The organism is Planomonospora parontospora, from assembly GCA_014647935.1.
In the GTDB taxonomy this organism is placed as follows: domain Bacteria; phylum Actinomycetota; class Actinomycetes; order Streptosporangiales; family Streptosporangiaceae; genus Planomonospora; species Planomonospora parontospora.
The window spans coordinates 40,222-55,135 of the sequence record BMQD01000022.1 but is presented as its reverse complement, the minus strand read 5'-3'; the positions used below and the strand labels follow the sequence as shown (position 1 = coordinate 55,135).

Annotated in this window: 14 protein-coding genes; 6 read left to right on the top strand and 8 right to left on the bottom strand. The window is 72.7% G+C overall.

Annotation, left to right across the window (positions count from 1 at the left end):
* Nucleotides 1-133: 133 nt before the first annotated feature.
* Entirely contained in the window at nucleotides 134-1,510 is a 1,377-nt protein-coding gene (locus IEZ07_RS27790) for a glycoside hydrolase family 16 protein (RefSeq protein ID WP_191897459.1), read from the top strand.
* Nucleotides 1,511-1,564: 54 nt separating this feature from the next.
* Here the strand turns inward: IEZ07_RS27790 and IEZ07_RS27785 are convergent, their stop codons facing one another.
* Together IEZ07_RS27785 and IEZ07_RS27780 are read right to left on the bottom strand one after the other, a co-directional pair.
* Entirely contained in the window at nucleotides 1,565-2,830 is a 1,266-nt protein-coding gene (locus IEZ07_RS27785; RefSeq protein ID WP_191897458.1) for a cytochrome P450 family protein, read from the bottom strand.
* A gap of 19 nt (nucleotides 2,831-2,849) precedes the next feature.
* On the bottom strand, nucleotides 2,850-3,593 hold the full coding sequence (locus tag IEZ07_RS27780; RefSeq protein ID WP_191897457.1) for a TetR/AcrR family transcriptional regulator: 744 nt from the start codon (nucleotides 3,591-3,593) through the stop codon (nucleotides 2,850-2,852).
* Nucleotides 3,594-3,768: 175 nt separating this feature from the next.
* Here IEZ07_RS27780 and IEZ07_RS27775 point away from each other — a divergent pair, with 175 nt between their 5' ends.
* The gene (locus IEZ07_RS27775) at nucleotides 3,769-5,307 is read left to right on the top strand and encodes an FAD-dependent oxidoreductase (protein WP_191897456.1); all 1,539 of its coding nucleotides are present in this window, start codon (nucleotides 3,769-3,771) and stop codon (nucleotides 5,305-5,307) included.
* Nucleotides 5,308-5,433: 126 nt separating this feature from the next.
* Here the strand turns inward: IEZ07_RS27775 and IEZ07_RS27770 are convergent, their stop codons facing one another.
* Nucleotides 5,434-5,883 (bottom strand): hypothetical protein, encoded by a 450-nt coding sequence (locus IEZ07_RS27770; RefSeq protein WP_191897455.1) that lies wholly within the window; start codon nucleotides 5,881-5,883, stop codon nucleotides 5,434-5,436.
* 231 nt (nucleotides 5,884-6,114) lie between these two features.
* Between IEZ07_RS27770 and IEZ07_RS35990 the strand changes: the two genes are divergently transcribed.
* The 3 genes from IEZ07_RS35990 to IEZ07_RS27755 all read left to right on the top strand — a co-directional run bounded on the left by IEZ07_RS35990 (nucleotide 6,115) and on the right by IEZ07_RS27755 (nucleotide 8,272).
* Nucleotides 6,115-6,861, top strand: coding sequence for a CHAP domain-containing protein (locus IEZ07_RS35990; RefSeq protein ID WP_204054643.1), 747 nt, complete (start codon nucleotides 6,115-6,117; stop codon nucleotides 6,859-6,861).
* A gap of 50 nt (nucleotides 6,862-6,911) precedes the next feature.
* The gene (locus IEZ07_RS27760; protein ID WP_191897454.1) at nucleotides 6,912-7,853 is read left to right on the top strand and encodes a siderophore-interacting protein; all 942 of its coding nucleotides are present in this window, start codon (nucleotides 6,912-6,914) and stop codon (nucleotides 7,851-7,853) included.
* A gap of 86 nt (nucleotides 7,854-7,939) precedes the next feature.
* Nucleotides 7,940-8,272 carry a COG3415 family protein gene (locus IEZ07_RS27755; RefSeq protein WP_191897453.1) on the top strand — a complete coding sequence of 111 codons (333 nt, stop codon included), beginning with the start codon at nucleotides 7,940-7,942 and terminating at the stop codon, nucleotides 8,270-8,272.
* Here the strand turns inward: IEZ07_RS27755 and IEZ07_RS27750 are convergent.
* From IEZ07_RS27750 to IEZ07_RS27730, 5 genes are all read right to left on the bottom strand, one after another.
* Nucleotides 8,227-9,738, bottom strand: coding sequence for an alpha/beta fold hydrolase (locus IEZ07_RS27750; protein ID WP_191897452.1), 1,512 nt, complete (start codon nucleotides 9,736-9,738; stop codon nucleotides 8,227-8,229). The genes IEZ07_RS27755 and IEZ07_RS27750 overlap by 46 nt on opposite strands.
* A 522-nt stretch (nucleotides 9,739-10,260) precedes the next feature.
* Nucleotides 10,261-10,902, bottom strand: a complete 642-nt coding sequence (locus IEZ07_RS27745; RefSeq protein ID WP_191897451.1) for a gamma carbonic anhydrase family protein — start codon at nucleotides 10,900-10,902, stop codon at nucleotides 10,261-10,263.
* Between the two features lie 105 nt (nucleotides 10,903-11,007).
* A complete protein-coding gene (locus tag IEZ07_RS27740) occupies nucleotides 11,008-11,232 on the bottom strand; it encodes a hypothetical protein (RefSeq protein WP_204054644.1) in 225 nt (74 codons plus the stop codon).
* Nucleotides 11,233-11,306: 74 nt separating this feature from the next.
* The gene (locus IEZ07_RS27735) at nucleotides 11,307-12,527 is read right to left on the bottom strand and encodes an epoxide hydrolase family protein (RefSeq protein WP_191897450.1); all 1,221 of its coding nucleotides are present in this window, start codon (nucleotides 12,525-12,527) and stop codon (nucleotides 11,307-11,309) included.
* The gene (locus IEZ07_RS27730) at nucleotides 12,524-12,958 is read right to left on the bottom strand and encodes a MarR family winged helix-turn-helix transcriptional regulator (RefSeq protein ID WP_239320763.1); all 435 of its coding nucleotides are present in this window, start codon (nucleotides 12,956-12,958) and stop codon (nucleotides 12,524-12,526) included. Before IEZ07_RS27730 ends, IEZ07_RS27735 begins: the two co-directional genes overlap by 4 nt.
* Nucleotides 12,959-13,261: 303 nt before the next feature.
* Here IEZ07_RS27730 and IEZ07_RS27725 point away from each other — a divergent pair, with 303 nt between their 5' ends.
* Entirely contained in the window at nucleotides 13,262-14,878 is a 1,617-nt protein-coding gene (locus IEZ07_RS27725) for a methyl-accepting chemotaxis protein (RefSeq protein WP_191897449.1), read from the top strand.
* Nucleotides 14,879-14,914: the final 36 nt, after the last annotated feature.

Sequence of the window (14,914 nt, the reverse complement as noted above, 5' to 3'; positions counted from 1 at the left end):
TAAATTTTTACCGTAGATATTGACCGGAATTAACGTTCGCGCGACAGTAGCGTTAATCGGTCTTCATGCTGCAGCGACGATCGACCGCCCCTCGTCCCCCCATCGAGAGAGGCCTCGAATGAGCCGTCCACGCATGAGAAATCGCTCTCTGAGATGGATCCCGGTCATCGTCGCGGCACTGACGCTGCCGATGGCCGCCGTCGCCGCCAACGCCGCCGTCCCGTCCACCCCCTCCGGCTGGTCCCTGGTCTGGAGCGACGACTTCAACGGCGGTGCCGGATCCCTCCCCTCCTCCGCCGACTGGATCATCGACACCGGCCACTCCTACCCCGGAGGGCCCGCCAACTGGGGTACCGGCGAGATCCAGCGCTACACCTCCGACCCCGCCAACCTGAGCCTCGACGGCGGCGGCAACCTGCGCATCACCCCGGTCAAGAACGGGAGCGAGTGGACCTCGGGCCGCATCGAGACCCGGCGCGCCGACTTCAAACCCGCCGACGGCCGCATCCTGCGCATCGAGGGCCGGATCCAGATGCCCAACGTCACCGGTGACGCCGCGCTGGGCTACTGGCCCGCCTTCTGGGCGCTGGGCGGCCCGTACCGCGGCAACTACTGGAACTGGCCCGGCATCGGCGAGTTCGACATCATGGAGAACGTCAACGGGATCAACTCCGTCTGGGCCGTGCTCCACTGCGGGGTGAACCCCGGAGGGCCCTGCAACGAGACCACCGGCCTGGGCGCCAGCCGTACCTGCCCCGGGGCGTCCTGCCAGTCGGCGTTCCACACCTACCGCTTCGAGTGGGACCGCTCCGTCTCCCCCGGCCAGCTGCGCTGGTACGTCGACGGGCAGCTGTTCCACAGTCTCAGCCAGAACCAGTTCGACGCCACGACCTGGAACAACATGACCTCCCACCAGGGGTACTTCCTGCTGCTCAACGTGGCGATGGGCGGGGCGTTCCCCAACGCGCTGGGCGGGCAGACGCCGACCGCGGCCACGGTCTCCGGGCGGCCGATGCTCGTCGACTACGTGGCCGTCTGGCAGAGCGGCTCCGGACCCGAACCCACCCCGACGGTCACCCCCACCGGCGACCCCGGCGGGGTGGACGCCCGCTCGACCATCCAGGCCGAAGCCCACCAGGCGCAGTCGGGCGTCATGGTCGAGTCCACCACGGACGCGGGCGGCGGGCAGAACGTCGGCGGGATCGGCAACGGCAACTGGCTGCGCTTCGACAACGTGCGGTTCGGGAGCACGGCGGCCACCCAGTTCAAGGCCCGGGTCGCGTCCGGGGCGGCGGGTGGGGTCAGCGGGCTGGTCCAGGTGCGCCTGGGCAGTCCGACCGCCGCGCCGATCGGCGACTTCGCCATCGCCAACACCGGAGGCTGGCAGAGCTGGCGCACCGTCCCCGCCAACATCACCCCGGTGACCGGGACCCACACGGTCTACATCACCTTCAGCAGCGGGCAGCCCGCCGACTTCGTCAACCTCAACTGGTTCTCGTTCGGCGACTGATCCCGGCCGGGCCGGCCGGGTCGCCGCCCGCGGTGGCCCGGCCGCCCCGGAGACTCAGAGCCTCAGGGGCAGCCGGGCCAGGCGCCACATGCCCGGCAGCGGCTGCCGCGGGAGGTCCCCGGGCGGCACGGCCAGGGCGAGGTGCGGGAAACGGCGCAGCAGGGCCGCCAGCGCCACCTCGCCCTCCTGCCGGGCCAGTGCGGCGCCCAGGCAGTAGTGCAGCCCGTGACCGAAGCCGACGTGGTCCTCCCGCCGCCCGTCCGGCTCACGGGTGATGTCGAGACGGTCGGGGTCGTCGAACACGCGCGGGTCGCGGTTGGCCCCGGCCAGGACGGCCACCACCGCCTCGCCCCGGCGGACCGTCATGCCGCCGATCTCGACGTCCTCGGCGGCGTAGCGCGTCCGGGTCAGGTGGACCGGACCGCACCAGCGCATCAGCTCGTGGACGGCGCGGGGCATCAGCTCCGGTTCGCGGCGGAGCAGGGCCAGCTGCCCGGGATGGGCGAGCAGGGCCGCGGTCCCGTTGCCGATCAGGTGGGCGGTGGTCTCGTGCCCGGCCAGGACCAGCGTCAGGACCATCGTGACCAGCTCGGCGTCGCCGAGCCGGTCGCCGTCCTCGTCATGGACGTGGACCAGCCCGGTGAGCAGGTCGTCGCCGGGGGCGGCGCGGCGCCGTACGATCAGCTCCTCGATGTGCCCGACCATGTCGCGCAGCACCGCGCCGAACCCCGCCGGATCCGGGGCGAACAGCGCGGCGCCCCACTCCCGCCACCGCGGGCGGTCCTCCTCCGGGATGCCGACCAGCTCGCAGATGACGGTGATCGGCAGCGGGTAGGCGAAGTGCTCCATCAGGTCGGCGACGCCGTCCTCAGCCGCGCCGGGAAGCCGGTCGAGGAGGTCCTCGGCGATCTCGGCGACCCGCGGGCGCAATTCGGCGACCCGGCGCGCGGTGAAGGCCCGGGAGACGAGCCTGCGCAGCCGGATGTGGTCCTCGCCGTCGGCGTCCAGGATGCCGTCCAGCACGTACCGCGCGTACTCCGGGGGGATGCCGCGCGCCCGGATCACCTGCTCGCGGATGTTCTCCGCGCCCCGCCCGGGGACGTGCGCCGGGTCGTTGACGAACCGGGTGTCGCCCAGGACCGTCTTGACGTCGTCGTAGCGGGTGACGAGCCAGACGGGGGCGGCGGCGCCGGGAATGGTGCCGCGCACCATCGGCGCCCGCTCCCGCATCCGCGCGAACCCGCCGTGCGGATCGTCCAGCAGCGCGGGGTCCGTCAGGTCGAACGCGCCGGTCGCGGCAGGGCCTTGCGGAGTGCTCATGGGCTCCCCCTCGTGGATGTCAGGTGAGTTTCTGGCGGCCGATCTCCTCGTGCAGCCGGTCGTGCAGGCTCCGGCAGAGGGCGATGACCTCGGGCGCCGCCGCGCGCACCGCTTCGGGGCCGGCGGGCGTCTCGAAGGCCGAGCGCACGACCCCGGCGAGCATGCCCGCCCTCGCCTCGACGCCCGGCTCCTCCCCCGGGGCCGCCGGCCCGCTCAGCAGGAAGCCGGTCAGGACCGCGGCGAACGCGTGGCGCTGCAGCCGGAGCGGGGAGTCCGCGCGCACCAGGCCGTGCGTACGGAGCACCTCGAAGTAGCCGTCGGCGACCCGCTCGCGAGTCTCGACGAGGTCCCCGGTCAGCGCCGGGGCGCTCCTGCCCAGCGAGTCCAGGCTCTCGGAGTCGGCGGTGAGGACCGCCCGGGCGACGGGGTCGTGGTGGATCAGGAGGTAGGCCGACCGGGCCAGCTCACCGGGCAGGACCGCGGCGGGGTCCGCCCGCATGTCCTCGATGAGGCGCCCGGTCATCCGCCGCTGGGAGCGCATCAGCACCGTCAGGAACAGCGCCTCCTTCGTGGCGAAGTGCAGGTGGACGGTGCCCCTGCCCACGCCCGCGCGGCGGGCGACGTCCTCGACGGCGGCCCCCCGGTATCCCCGGGCGGCCAGCAGCTCGGCGGCGGCGTCCAGGATCCGTTCGGCCCGCCGGTCGCGCCCGGCCTCGGCCGGGGTCATGGAGGTCGTGCCGGGGGGCGTGTCGAGTGGTGTCACGTCGCGGAGTCTTCCTGGTGCGTTCGTCGGCGGTGCCCGGCCGGGCGGCCGGACGGGGGTCCGGTTGCCCGGCCAACCCTAGTCATGCCCCACCGGCCCGGCGGGAAGACCTCACCGCCGCCCCGCGGGGGCCGGCCGGACGTGAGAGGCGCCGTCTGGCGGGCAGGAGCCGCGCATGACTACGCAATCCTTCTGGATCGAATCCGCGGCGGGCCGGCCGTACCCGGTGCTCACCCAGGACCTCGAGGTCGACGTCGCCGTGGTCGGCGCCGGGATCGCCGGGCTGAGCACGGCGTGGGAGCTGGTGAAGGAGGGCCTGTCGGTGGCGGTGCTGGAGGCCGGGAGGGTCGCGGAGGGCGTCACCGGGAACACCACGGCCAAGCTCTCGGCCCAGCACACGATGATCTACGCCAGGCTGGCCAAGTCCGCCGGGGCGGAGGCCGCCCGGTTGTACGCCACCTCCCAGACGGAGGCGGTCGAGCACGTGGCGCGGACCGCCGCCGATCTCGGCGTCGACTGCGAACTGGAGCGCCTCCCCTCCTACACCTACGTGGAGTCCGAGGACGGCGTCGAGGAGCTCCGCCGGGAGGCCGAGGCCGCGGCGGAGGCGGGACTGGCCGCGGAGTTCACCACCTCCTCCCCCCTGCCCTTCCCGGTCGCCGGGGCTGTGCGGGTGGACGGGCAGGCGCAGTTCCACCCCCGCCGGTACCTGCTCGGCCTCGCCGAGGCGATGACCGCCCGCGGTGTGCGGATCTTCGAGGGCACCCGTGTCGTGGCGCTCGACGAGGGCGAGCCGTGCAGCCTGCGGACCGAGGGCGGGGCCACCGTCACGGCCCGCGACGTCGTGGTGGCCACCCACTACCCGGTGTTCGACCGCGCCATGCTGTTCACCCGGATGAAGCCGCACCGCGAGCTGGTCGTCGCCGCCGCCATCCCGGCCGGAGCCGATCCCGGCGGCATGTTCATCACCACCGAGCAGAACACCCGCTCCGTCCGGACGGCGCCGTACGGCGAGGGCCGGCGGCTGCTGATCGTGACCGGCGAGCAGTTCGAGCCGGGCGCCGGCGGGGTGGGCGAGCGGTTCGACCGGCTGGCCGCGTGGACGGCCGAGCGGTTCGGCGCCACCGAGATCGCCTACCGGTGGGCGGCCCAGGACAACCACACCACCGACGGGCTGCCCTTCATCGGGCCGCTCCACCCCGGCGCCCGCCACGTCTACGTCGCCACCGGGTTCGGCGGCTGGGGCATGAGCAACGGCGTCATGTCGGGCCTGCTGCTGACGGACCTGATCCGCGGCCGGCAGCGGTCGTGGACCCGGCTCTACGACCCCCGGCGGCTGCACCCGCTCCGGGAGGCGGGACCGGCGCTGAAGATGCAGGCGGCCGTCGCCGCCCACTTCGTCGGGGACCGGCTGGGCACCGGACCGGCCGACGCGCTGGAGGAGCTGGGCCCGGGGCAGGGCGCGGTGCTCAAGGTGGGCGGGAAGCGCTGCGCGGTCTACCGCGACGAGGACGGGCAGGTCCACGCGGTCTCGGCGGTCTGCACCCACCTGGGGTGCGTGGTGGGCTTCAACGACGCCGAGCGCACGTGGGAGTGCCCCTGCCACGGTTCGCGGTTCGGCGTGGACGGCTCGGTCCTGCAGGGGCCGGCCACCGAGCCCCTCGACCGGATGGAGCTGCCGGACGCCGAGCCGGAGCACGAGGCGGCCGGGTGACCGGCTGACGCCGCCGGGCCTCCCCGCCCGGGCCTCCGGACGCCGGAGCGGAGCGGGGAAGCACGCGTCAGGGCGTCGGGCCCGGGCGGGGACCCGGCCCGGCCCCGAGCGGTCGGTCCCGCTCCCTCACCTCGCCCTGGGGCGGCCGCCCCGCCCGGAACCGCGGAACAGGTCCCTGCGCTGCAGGAGGTAGGCGAGCTTGGCGGCGGTGACGCGGACCGCCTCCTCGTGGCGGTGGCGCTTGGCCGGGACGGTCGCGGCCCAGCGTTCGAGCACGCGGGCCATCTCGTCGGCGACCTCGCCGATCACCCGGTAGCGGGTGCCGAAGGCGTAGAGGTCGCCGTGGACCTCGTCGACCAGGTCCTCGTCCACCCGGCGGGTCAGCGGCGCGATCCCCTTGAGGATGCCCGCCTCCATCGCCGGGGTCACCGGGGCGCGGCGGGCGTCGCCGTCCGGGATCATGACCAGCGCCCGGACCCGGGCCAGGGCCAGCGCCCGCTCGGCCTGCGGGGTGGCGGGATGCTCGGCGAGGTCCAGCAGGCGGCGCAGGGTCTCCTGCGTCTTGTCGTCGAACATGGAGGAACCCGTTCCCGTCGCGTGGTGTCGCGCAAATGCTATTCGACCGGGACGCGGCGGTGACCGGGGACGGCCGATGGTAGACGGTGGACCGCCGTACTTCCCCCCGTCCGTCGAATTCGGTATCGCTCAGTAGATCGTCCTCCTTGTCCGGGTTTACCGGGTTAAAGTCCAGCCTTGTCGATTGATGACCCCTTTCCGGAGGGCGGGGGACGAAGGTGACGGGCGGGCGTGGATCCGATAGGCGATGAACTGCTGGAAGTCGTGGTGGCGGAGCTCGGGTACCGGGAGCGCCCCGGGCAGCACACCAAGTTCGGCGAGTGGTACTCGACCGCCGTGGTCCGGGATCCCCAGTACCGCACGGCCCCCTGGTGCGACATGTTCATCGCCTGGGCCGCGGAGAAGGCGGACGTGGCGGACTACGTGGGCCGGTTCGCCTGGACCCCCTCGCACGCCCGCTGGTTCGAGACCAACGGCGCCTGGAGCGCCGAGCCGGAACCCGGCGCCCTGGTCTTCTTCGACTGGTCCGGCGGCGACGACATCAAGGGCGTCGACCACGTCGGCATCGTGGAGCGCGTCGACGGTGGAACGATCCACACGATCGAGGCCAACGTCGACCGGGTCTGGCTGAAGCGCAAGGTCCGCGACCAGGAGAAGGTCGTCGGCTACGGGCTCCCGCGCAAGGTCAAGGAGAACCTCGCCCGGAGCGCCGTGGAGGGCGAGGCGGCGCCGGCGGGCAGACCGGTCGAGGTGCGCCCCGCGCCCGCCGCGGACACCACCGCCCTGACCTTGTCCGATGCCGGGGGCGCGCTCCCGGTGCTCCTGGAGCCCGCCCCGCTGACGGTGCTGGCCTGCCTGGTGCTCGGCTGGACCTTCCTCGTGGCCCGGTGGCGGCCGCGCCCCGCTCCGGGCGGGCGGCACCGGCGCTCCGGACGCCGCCGCGCCGGAGCGGAACACCGCCAGGATTTGATCGATTAGGTTAGGCAAAGCTAAGTTGGTCATGCAACCTCCTGACAGAAGGCGACCCCATGACCGTGAACAGCGCCCCGGCTCCCGAGCAGGCCAGGGAGATCCCGGCCTACCGCTTCTTCCACGTGCGAGTCCTGCGCTCGCACCGGCTCAGCCCGAGCTTCGTGCGGATCACCCTCACCGGTGACGATCTGGCCGCCTTCGCCCAGTGCGGTTTCGACCAGCGGGTCAAGGTGGTCCTCCCGCTGCCCGACGGCACCTTCACCCCGCTCGGCGACGACGACTCCTGGTACGGGCGCTGGCGGATGCTCCCCGAAGCGCTGCGCAATCCGATCCGCACCTACACCGTGCGCGCCGTACGGCCGGCGCTGCGCGAGCTCGACATCGACTTCGTCCTGCACGGCGACACCAGCCCCGCCTCCCGGTGGGCCACCTACGCCGCCCCCGGCCACCGGCTCGTGGTGCTCGGTCCCAACGCGGAGTGCCCCGGCCCGGTCGGTGGGCAGGAGTGGGCGCCCCCGCCCGGTGCGGACCGGCTGCTGCTGGCCGGCGACGAGACCGCGGTCCCCGCGATCTGCTCGATCGCCGAGACCCTGTCCCCCGCGGTGCGGGCCCGGATCCTGCTCGAGGTCCCCCAGGCCGCCGACGCGCTCCCGCTCGACGTCCCGCCGGGCGTGCGGGTCACCTGGCTCCCCCGCGACGGGGCCCGCCACGGCGACCTGCTGATCCCCGCGGTGCGCGAGGCGGTCCGCGAGCTCGCGGCGCCGGAGGTCTCCCCCGGCGCCGAGACCGCACTGGAGGACGTCGACGTGGACGCCGGCATCCTCTGGGAGGTCCCCCAGCCCACCGGCCCCGCCGCGGGCGGGTTCTACGCCTGGCTGGCCGGCGAGGCCGGAGCGGTCAAGCTGCTCCGCCGCCACCTGGTGCAGGAGGCCGGGATCGACCGCTCCTCGGTGGCCTTCATGGGCTACTGGCGGCTGGGACGCACCGAGGGCGACTGACCCCTGTCCGAAGTCCGCTGCGGCGTCCCCGCCGTTCCGAAATCCGTGCGCGCGCAAAGGAGGAACGGGCCGCGCTCGAGGAGTGGGTGCGGCGCCGTTCCACGCCGCAGTCATGGGCGCTGCGCTGCCGGATCATCCTGGCCTGCGCGAGCGGGATGGCCGACAAGGCCGTGGCCGCTCAGCTCGGCTCGACCCAGCACGCGCTGGGGCGCCGGCGGGCCCGGTTCATCGGGCACCGGATCGCGTGGCCGGGCGACCTGCCACGTCCCGGCGGTCCGCGGACCGTGACCGATGAACAGGTCACCGCGCTCATCACCACGGCCCTGGAGCGCGTCGTCGGACGGTTGAGAGGTGGGTGCGCTGGGCGGCGGGGTCAGCAGGCGGTGTCGGCGGCCGGCAGTGCACCGGTGGTGAGGTAGTGGGTGACCGTGGCGTTGAGGCAGGCGTTCCCGTAGTGCGGGAACGGGGCGTGGGTGTGGGCGTCGATCGTGACCAGGCGTGACCCGCGGATGCGCGCGGCCACGGCCTTGCTCACGGACGGCGGCACCGCCACGTCCCGCAGGGCCGCGACGACCAGGGCCGCCGGCGTGCGGTCGCCGTCGAGCCGCACCGGTTCGTCCCTTGCGGGCGGCCAGAAGGCGCAGGGGTTGATGTTGGCGTTGACCGGGCCGAACAGCGGGTGGCGGTCCCGCTGGGCGGCGATGTCGCGCAGGTAGACGCGCGGGTCGCGCGGCCAGGGGGCGTCGGCGCAGCGGTAGGCGATGTTGGTGGCGGTGTGGTGGTCGGCGGGCACGCCGGGCACGTCCTCGGGCCGCGGAGGGCGGATGGGGAACGGCAGGGACGGCTCCCGTCCGGCCGCGACGGCGGCGAAGGCCGCGGCGACGACGCCGAAGGCGCGCTCGTCGTAGATCCCGGCCACCAGCAGGGCACCCAGCTCGCCGGCGGTCCAGGCCTGATCGCCGATGACGATGGGCGCCCGGGCGGCCCGGTCGAGGATCCCGGTGAGCGTGGCGCGCACCTGTGCGGTGGTCTCCCCCAGACCGTATTCGGAGTGCCGCCCGGCGGCCCAGGCGGCGAGGGCCACCGTTCCCTCCTCGAACGCAGGGGTGCGGCCCATCTCGTAGGGCCGCCAGATCGTGTCGGCGTTCACCGGGCTGTCCAGGACGAACCGGTCCACGCGCTGCGGGAACAGCGTGCCGTAGACGGTGCCGAGCAGTCCCGCGTACGAGCCGCCCAGGTAGGAGATCTTCTCCTCGCCGAGGGCCGCGCGGATGAGGTCCATGTCGCGGGCGGCGTTCGCGGTGGTGGCGTGCGGCAGGGCCCAGCCGGAGGCCTGTACGCAGTCTGCGGCGTAGCGCCGGGCTTCGGCGGCTTCGGCGGGGAAGCGTCCGGGGACCGCGGGGCGTACCCAGAACCCGCCGGGCTCCTCCTCGGGCTGTCCGCAGCCGATGGGCGTGCTGCGTTCGACGAATCTCATGTCGAACCCGATCAGGTCATAGCGGGCGCGGACCTCGGCGGACAGTGCCGGGGCGAGGCTCGCGGGCAGCGGGACGCCCGGCCCGCCGGGTCCGCCGCCGGTGGTGAGCAGAACGCCCCGGCGCCGCGCCGGGTCGGTGGCGGCCAATCGGGAGATGACGACGGAGATGGTGCGGCCACGCGGGCGGCGGTGGTCGAGCGGGACGGTGACCCGTGCGCATCGCAGGTCCGGCGTGCTCACCCCGGCGCACGCCTCCCAACGCAGTCCCGTGCCCCCGGTGGCGGTAGCGGGGGCGGCCAGGGGCGGCGTCTGCCGCGCCGCGGCGGCGCCGGTCCCTCCGGACCAGGCCGGCGCCACGGCGACGGCGAGCGCGGCCAGCAAGGCGAGGAGGGTTTTCCGTACAGGCATGGGTCTCCCTGCCGTGAAGGGCGGTTCGCGAGCGACCTGAGGGGAGGCCGGGCCCTGACGATCACCTGGCGCGCGGGCCGTGTCAAGTCGGCAGAGCCGGTCCGGCCATGCCGGCCTGGTCAGGCGGATCACTGCCCGTGATCGTTTTCATGGTGTTTTCATGGTTCCCCCGGTGGGCGGCCCGGCCGTGTCGGCGACGCCGTGCACACCGCCGCATGGAAGGCTTCCCGCCTGGCCGGTGCCGTCATGGATGGCACGCCCCTCGGCAGAGGTCGCGCGTCAGCTCCGCCCACCACCTGCCTTCCAGATCTTGGCGCCACCTCGGCGATCTCCGTCACGGACATGCCCTGGTCCGACGGCAGCACCATCCGCGCGCGCCGCCAGGTCACCACCGACCCGGTGCCGCGGCGGACGGTCCGAGCAGCCGTTGCCCCTCGTCGTCGATCTCATCCAGACCCGGCTGCGCATCGCCGTTCATGGGCTGACCGTACTCCAGCAGGGCAAACGTTGCCTGGCACGGCACTAGCCGAGATTCAGAACCTCATCGTCCGCGTGCGCGCCGAACTCGGCGACGCGCACCTCCGCGATGTGCTCGTACCGGTTGATCCGGTCGGTCCACTCCGCATCGACACCGAACGCCACCTGTGCGAAGCCCACCCGGCCGACGGCCTCGGCCAAGCCCGGATCGCCAGGAGCCAGCAGCCGCACCGGCGCGTCAAGCGCCACGGTGTGCGGCGGCACGAAGTACTCGTCCGGCAGAACGGTGCGCGCATGGACGAGCGCGCCGACAGCGACAACCGAGCCGGCACCCAACCGCGCGCACTGCAGGACCGTCGCTGCGGTCGCCACATAGGCGCACCTGCCGACCTCGCAACCCAGCAGCGTGGCATGCGGCCCCACGAAGACATGGTCGTCGACGAGCACCGGCTGATCGCCGGCGACCGCAGACCCGCGCAACACCGCGTTCTCGCAGATCACCGCCGCCTCCCCGACCTCGATCCGGGACCCCTCGGCATCGAGCACCGCACCGTACATCACCCGCGCCCTCGGCCCCACGCGGACATCACCGACCAGTGTGGCCGTCGGGGCGATGTAGGCGGTGGGATGGACCTGTGGTTCACGCCCGCGATGCCGGATGCGGATTCCCTGCGTTTCAGCGATCACGAACGGATTCTCACCCCATCGACCGCGAGCATGCTGGCGGGTTTCGGACGTCACGTTCGTCGAGATCCGTGGCATCCGCCATCTGAGGCACTACAGGGCGAACGTTCACTGATGTGGCAGGTCGCCCGGCCCCGCGATCCGGTGCCCGATGAACCGGGCCCGCCGGCGCCCCAGCGCGTGCTGGGTCGAGCCGAGCTGAGCGGCCACGGCCTTGTCGGCCATCCCGCTCGCGCAGGCCAGGATGATCCGGCAGCGCAGCGCCCATGACTGCGGCGCGGAACGGCGCCGCACCCACTCCTCGAGCGCGGCCCGTTCCTCCTTGGTCAGCATCGACTCGGCCTTCGGCCGCCCTGTACGCGCCGCACGACAAGCCTGCATATGAACAGGATTCCCGACTCAGAAGACTAGCGGCGGCCGCGGAACGTCCGGCGCAGGTCGTCGATCCACTCGTCGGGGGTCTCCCAGGGGATGAAGTGGCCGCCGCGGTCGTGCGCGGTGAGGTTGACGTGGTTGTACCACGCCGCGCGGTCGGTGCCGAGGAAGTGCCGGACACGCTGGCCTGTGCCGACGCCCGGCGGGTTCTCGTAGCCGACGAACGTGATGCCGGTGGGCGCCTCGATCGCCGGCTGCCGGTCGTGGGACGGCCGCCACGGGTACCGGTTGTTGTTGGCGTAGGTGCGGATCGACGTCCCGATCGAGTTCGTCATCCAGAAGATCATCGCATGCGTGAGCAGGTCGTCCTTGCTGAAGACGGTCTCGACGTCACCGTGGTTGTCGCTCCAGTTCACCCAGCGTTCGAGGATCCAGGCGAGCATGCCGGCCGGGGAGTCCGACAGCCCGTACGCGAGCGTGCTCGGCCCGAGCACATGCGCGGCCAGGTGGACGGCGAACCGCTTCTCCACGGCGATGACCTGCGCATGGACGTCGGCGGGCAGGTTTTCCGGGATTGGCCGCCCGGCGGAGAGGTCCCAGGCCCGGTCGCCGTTGAACAGGGTGAGCTTCTGGCCGGATCCGATGTGGATGCCGTACAGCTCGTCGGCGTACTTGTGGCCGAGCTGGCCGGTGACCAGCGCGCCGACGTCGCAGCCCGCCGCGGCGTACCTCGCGTGCCCCAGGGTTCGGGTCATCAGGCTGTGCCAGATGTCGGCGATCTTCCAGAAGTTCAGGTCGGGGTGGTCCGGCAGCGGGCCGGAGAACCCGAATCCGGGTAGCGAGGGGACGATGACGTCGAACGCGTCCGCGGGGTCGCCGCCGTACGCGGCCGGGTCGGCGAGCGGGTCGACGACCTTGGCCCAGTGCCAGAACGTCCACGGCCAGCCGTGGGTGAGGATCAGCGGGGTGGGGGCCGGTCCGCCCTCCGGGCCGACGCCGGGCCGACGCATGAAGTGCACCGGGACGCCGTCGACGTCGACGAGGTAGTGCTCGTAGGCGTTGATCGCGGCTTCCGCTCTGCGCCAGTCGTAGCCGGTGCGCCAGTACTCGACGAGCTCCTGCAGGTAGGCGCGGTTCACGCCGTAGTACCAGTCCTGGTTGCCCGCGTCCTCCGGCCAGCGGGTGAGTGCCAGACGTGCACGCAGGTCGGTGAGCACGTCGTCGGGGACGTGGATCGGGGTCGGGTCGATCACGGGTGTCCTCCTGGTTCGTCCCCTGCCCGGGCGATGCGGGCCAGGGCCGGGAGGGCGGCGGCGATCGCGTCGCGTTCGGCGGGGGTGAGTGCGGCGGCGAGTCTTTCGAGGCCGGCGACGCGTTCGGCCCGCCGGCTCCTCACGACCGCCGCGCCGGCGTCGGTGACGTGGACGAGGACCGCGCGGCCGTCGGAGGGGTCGGGCCGGCGTTCGACCAGCCCGTCGCGTTCCAGTTTGGCGACCAGCTGGGTGATCGCGGACTGCGTGACCTGCTCGGCGGCGGTGAGCCCGGTCAACCGCATCGGACCGCGGCCTTCGAGCGTGTGCAGCACCGACAGCGTCGTGAAGCTCAGGCGCTGCCTCACGGGCAGGCGGATGTGCATCCGGGTCAGGTCCTCCAGGACCGCGGTCAGTTCGGTGACATCCAGCACGGGGAAATTTATATCAGTAGTTTATATAAATTCCTAATGCATTTCCCGGTGCACGTCCTCCCAGCCGCCGTGGTGGCCGCCGTGACGCGGGCCGCCGCCGGGGATCGGCAGCAGGAGTGGGCCGCTCAGGAGGACTCAGCCCGGCACCGAGGCCCGGGCCTGTGGGCGGCGGCCGGAGCAGGCCCCGCTGAAAGGACCGGGTTCCTGAGCGTTTCGTTATCCGGGTTCCTCTTTGGTGCGTCCGGATTGCGCCGATCGGTCATCTGCCGCCGCCCAGCGGCTCTAACCTCCTGGAGGTCTCGCATGTCCCGCCTGCAGAACCTGGAAGTCGGAAAACGGCTCGGGCTCTCGTTTCTCCTGGTCACGCTACTGATCATCGTCTCGGTCGCCGTGGGTCGCTCCGGGATGGGCAGCCAGCACGACATCAGCATGCGCATGGATCAGCTGAAGCAGGTCGAAGACGATGTCCAGAAGCTCAGCTACTACGCCGCCGACATCACCGGCTGGCAGGGACTGGTCGTGGCCGACGCCGGCGCCTTCGGCGGCAAGGCGGCCACCGGGCCCGACGCCTACAACCGCAAGGGCGAGCTGGAGAGCAAGCAGGCCCTCTACGACACGATCGACGCCACGCACGTCGAATACCTGACACCGGCTGAGCGCGCGCGGTTCGACAAGCTCCGCCCCGCCTGGGACGACTTCTTCGCCTGGGACGACAAGATCATGGAGCTGCTGGCCCAGGACACCCGCGAAGCCCGCACCGAGGCCATGAACAGCATCAACGGCGGTGAGGCCGCCGAGGCCTACTCCGCCAGCCTGGAGATCAACGCGGCGCTGACCGATTCCCTGGCCGGACGTGTGGTCGCGCTGCAGAAGGAGGCGGCCGAAGTCAGGAGCGACAGCGAGCGGATCCTGCTCGGCACGCTGCTCGCGGCGCTGATCGTGGCGGCCGGCCTGAGCATCACCGCCACCCGGTCGGTGGTGCGCCCGCTCCGCGGGGTCGTGTCCGCCCTCGGCCGGCTGGCCCACGGCGACCTGACCGTGCGGCTGCGGATGACGCGCCGCGACGAACTCGGCCGACTGGGCGACGCCGTGGACGTCACCGCCGAATCCCTGCACACCACGGTGACGGTGCTGGCGGACCACAGCGCCTCGCTGGCCGCCTCCTCGGTGCAGCTGTCCCAGGTCGCCGAGCAGATCGCGGCCTCGGCCGAGGAGTCCAGCGTCCAGTCCGGCGTGGTCGCCGCCGCCGCCGCGGACGTCTCGCGCAACGTGGAGGTCGTGGCGGCGGGCGGGGAGGAGATGGGCGCGGCGATCGAGGAGATCTCCCGCAGCACCTCCGCGGCCGCCTCCGTGACCGCCGAGGCCGTGCGCGTGGCCGAGACCACCAACACGATGATGGCCCAGCTGGAGACCTCCTCGGCCGAGATCGGCGACGTCGTCAAGACGATCACCTCGATCGCCGAGCAGACCAACCTGCTGGCGCTGAACGCCACCATCGAGGCCGCGCGGGCCGGGGAGTCCGGCAAGGGCTTCGCGGTCGTCGCGGGCGAGGTCAAGGACCTGGCGCAGGAGACCGCCAAGGCCACCGAGGACATCGCCCGGCGGGTCACCGCGATCCAGGCCGACACCACCAGCGCGATGGAGGCGATCAGCCGGATCAGCGAGATCACCGGCCGGATCAACGACCACCAGGCCGCGATCGCCGCGGCGGTGGAGGAGCAGACCGCCACCACCGGGGAGATGAACCGCAACGTCGCCGACGCGGCGACTTTCAGCAACGAGATCGCCGCCAACATCGCCGGCGTCGCCGAGGCCGCGGCGGTGACCACCGAGGGGGTGGAGCAGTCGCGTCAGGCAGCGGCGGAGCTGGCGGAGATGAGCACGTCACTGCGCGAACTGGTGAACCGCTTCACCGTCTGAGACGGCCCCTCCGCGCAGACGGACCGCGGAAGAAGC

What these genes read in the sequence shown, in the direction of transcription:
- IEZ07_RS27785 (WP_191897458.1), bottom strand. Translation starts at nt 2,830, where the DNA reads ATGAGCACTCCGCAAGGCCCTGCCGCGACCGGCGCGTTCGACCTGACG.
- IEZ07_RS27740 (WP_204054644.1), bottom strand. Translation starts at nt 11,232, where the DNA reads ATGCTGACCAAGGAGGAACGGGCCGCGCTCGAGGAGTGGGTGCGGCGC.
- IEZ07_RS27775 (WP_191897456.1), top strand. Translation starts at nt 3,769, where the DNA reads ATGACTACGCAATCCTTCTGGATCGAATCCGCGGCGGGCCGGCCGTAC.
- IEZ07_RS27725 (WP_191897449.1), top strand. Translation starts at nt 13,262, where the DNA reads ATGTCCCGCCTGCAGAACCTGGAAGTCGGAAAACGGCTCGGGCTCTCG.
- IEZ07_RS27750 (WP_191897452.1), bottom strand. Translation starts at nt 9,738, where the DNA reads ATGCCTGTACGGAAAACCCTCCTCGCCTTGCTGGCCGCGCTCGCCGTC.
- IEZ07_RS27770 (WP_191897455.1), bottom strand. Translation starts at nt 5,883, where the DNA reads ATGTTCGACGACAAGACGCAGGAGACCCTGCGCCGCCTGCTGGACCTC.
- IEZ07_RS27790 (WP_191897459.1), top strand. Translation starts at nt 134, where the DNA reads ATGAGAAATCGCTCTCTGAGATGGATCCCGGTCATCGTCGCGGCACTG.
- IEZ07_RS27760 (WP_191897454.1), top strand. Translation starts at nt 6,912, where the DNA reads ATGACCGTGAACAGCGCCCCGGCTCCCGAGCAGGCCAGGGAGATCCCG.